We start from the raw sequence: 2,730 nt of genomic DNA, 5'->3' as shown, positions 1-2,730 counted from the left end.
AAGAGTTAAAAAACTTGAGCTTGTGGTAAAATGCTCTTTAGAAACAATTTTTAATGCTAAGGAATTAGTGAGTGTTACATTACCGTTGTTGTAAAACCCATAATAAAAATACTGAAATTGAGCCAAAATAAATCATTAACAAAAGCTGCAATAAAACAAGATGAGGCTTTGAAAAGTAATACGACAATATGTGCATTTTTTATTCCAATTTTATCAGCTAAAATCCCGCTACTTAGACTCCCTAAAGCTGCTCCTATACCAAAGAAAGCCCAAGATGAACCAGCAAGCAAGGTTGAAAAATTTAATTCTCTCACAATATAATCAACCCAAAAAAGCGTATGAGGTAAATACCCTATGGCATTAAGAATATATGAAATAATAAGAAGCCATAATCCATAGGGAATTTTAAATTTATTATCCTTATGTGTCGTTTGTTTAGGCTTTTTAAGTGTTTGAAGCGAAAAAAGACTGAAAACAAAAATACAAAAAACCACGCCACCTAAAACAATCCAAACTAAATCAATATTTACATGAGCTATAAATGGTAGAGTAAAGCCACCAATGACAGCACCAAGCCCTATACCGCTAAACACAAAGCCACCTACACTTCCTCTGAAGCGTTCTTTAGTGTAAGGCAAAGAAAGTGGTGCTGCGAGTATCATCAACGAAGCACTTGCAACACCTGCGAAAAATCGCCATAACCACGCCCAGAAAAAAGGTAAAGATTCTATCATGCAAGCAAAAAAACTTAAAGAAATGATTAAAAAACTTAGTTTTGCAATGTTTTCAAGACTTATAAATTTTCTTAAAAAATTAATGAAAAAACTACCAAAAATATATCCAACTAAAATGGCAATACCTAGCTGAATACTTTGACTTTCACTTAATCTACCTGATATTATCATAATAGGGATTAAAACAACATATCCAAATCTTGCCAAGCCATTTGCCACAAAAGTTGAAAGGAAACAAATAATAATGCGTAAAATCATATTATACCTTTTTGATAAGACAATCTACAGCCTTATTGGAATCACAAAGAAATGTAGAGACAATATGAGGGCGAGGTAAAATAAATGTATAAAATTTAATTCCTTCTGTCGGTAATCCTAAGATGAATAATTTGTCAATAATTTTATTGTCTTTATTGATGGAACAAAAGTTTTCATCAATTTTCAAGCATTCTAATTCTAAATTTCCATAATTAAATTTTGTAGCTAAATTATTAGTGATAAGAGATTGTAAAAGCGCATTATCATTAATTTTGTTCTCATTAATTCTTGCATCAATTAATCTATTTACATAATAAGAATTATTAAATGAGTCAATTAATTGGAACTGCATATTTTTTATATGTTTTGTTTTAACATCATACAAGACATTTACAATGTTGGCTTTAATTAAAGCCAATAATTCTTCTATTTTAACAAGCGGAGGACCAACACATAATCGATTATTTATAGGGATAAATGAATGAATAAAGAATTTATATGACTCTTCATCAAATCCTCCAAAATCAACACATAACCTTAAGTTATCTCTAACGTCACGTAAAACACCACATGCTGATTTAATTGGACTTGTTAAATTACCCAAACGAGCTTCTTTTATATCATTTTCTAAATAACTAATTAGTTGATAATAAAAATTTTGTTTATCTGTAATTTTTGTAACGGATTGATTAAGGAATGAAAGTTAAACTGATCATATTTTGGAATATATTTATCAAGCACATTTTGTTTATCCGTGCTAGTAAGATATTCATTTCTAAACAAAAAAGAATCTTCTTGTGATTTTAAAGCAATATATGTGTAACTATATACATATTCCATTTCCTTAATAATAAGCGGTAAAATTTGCTTTTCAAAATTAAGCTTTTTAAAGTCTTTTTTAATTTTTTAATAATTGCGCTACTAAAAAATACAGGTTGATATTGCTCTCTAGCCTCCTTTTGAGTAATTGCTCTTGCCATAAGTGGCAAATTAGATCTAGAAAATACGAAAATTTTTGGTTCTTTACCTGATGGATTATAAATAAGTTCGTTATTTAATTGATCAAAAAAACCGCCATTTCCACTTGTTAGCATTGTGATTACATCTATGGCGCTAAGCCCCAATCCTTTGATTCCTATTGCATCATTAGCAGAAATATTTTGAATTGAATTTTCTAATGGATAGGCTGAATATATAGGAAAATTATTTCGACTTTGATTATGTCCTGTTGTTACAAAAACACTGTCTACTTCAATTTTTGTATTTTTTCCAGAAATGATGAAATATTTTTCTTGTTGTATAACACATTGTGCATATTCTTTAATGATATGTATAGATGTATCTTGAGGGCAGAGTTTCGAAATATATTTAAAAGAATGTTCAAGATATTCTCCTAGTAAAACTCTAGAATAGTAGCCATTTTTATGTGCTTTGTGTCCTCTTAATAATAAAAATTCATAAAAATTAGCTCCTTTGATAAAAAATTCATTAGGGCATACTGTTTCATCAGCAAAATAGTCATTTGAGAAGCTACGGTATTAGCCAACAATCTGCTAGATTGTTTGGGGCTATGACAACCGCTCCCAAGAGAACTTGGATCAAAAATATAAATCTCTAGCTTATCGTGAGTGATTTGGCTAAATTTCTTTGTAAAACATTATAACCCTCTTGGACCAAAACCAACTATCCTAATCCTTAGCATTATCTTCCTTTTATTTTGTGATACAACCTAGTCTAT

4 protein-coding genes and 1 pseudogene are annotated in these 2,730 nt (G+C 29.6%); all 5 read right to left on the bottom strand.

The features are described from left to right. Positions 1-74: 74 nt before the first annotated feature. The 5 genes and pseudogenes from LS73_RS09675 to LS73_RS10675 all read right to left on the bottom strand — a co-directional run bounded on the left by LS73_RS09675 (position 75) and on the right by LS73_RS10675 (position 2,625). A complete protein-coding gene (locus tag LS73_RS09675; RefSeq protein WP_233708914.1) occupies positions 75-992 on the bottom strand; it encodes a YbfB/YjiJ family MFS transporter in 918 nt (305 codons plus the stop codon). Position 993: 1 nt separating this feature from the next. Then, a complete protein-coding gene (locus LS73_RS10370) occupies positions 994-1,596 on the bottom strand; it encodes a hypothetical protein (protein WP_052089559.1) in 603 nt (200 codons plus the stop codon). 199 nt (positions 1,597-1,795) lie between these two features. Next, entirely contained in the window at positions 1,796-2,116 is a 321-nt protein-coding gene (locus LS73_RS10365) for a hypothetical protein (RefSeq protein ID WP_052089557.1), read from the bottom strand. 156 nt (positions 2,117-2,272) lie between these two features. Continuing rightward, positions 2,273-2,470: pseudogene (locus tag LS73_RS10480) on the bottom strand (FAD/NAD(P)-binding protein); the annotation flags it as partial. Then, positions 2,434-2,625, bottom strand: a complete 192-nt coding sequence (locus tag LS73_RS10675) for an FAD/NAD(P)-binding protein (protein ID WP_407918748.1) — start codon at positions 2,623-2,625, stop codon at positions 2,434-2,436. The gene LS73_RS10675 and the pseudogene LS73_RS10480, both read right to left, overlap by 37 nt. Between the last annotated feature and the right edge of the window lie 105 nt (positions 2,626-2,730).

The organism is Helicobacter muridarum (assembly GCF_000765805.2).
Lineage (GTDB): Bacteria > Campylobacterota > Campylobacteria > Campylobacterales > Helicobacteraceae > Helicobacter_A > Helicobacter_A muridarum.
This window is presented reverse-complemented; position numbering and strand designations above follow the sequence as displayed.

What these genes read in the sequence shown, in the direction of transcription:
- LS73_RS09675 (WP_233708914.1), bottom strand. Translation starts at nt 992, where the DNA reads ATGATTTTACGCATTATTATTTGTTTCCTTTCAACTTTTGTGGCAAAT.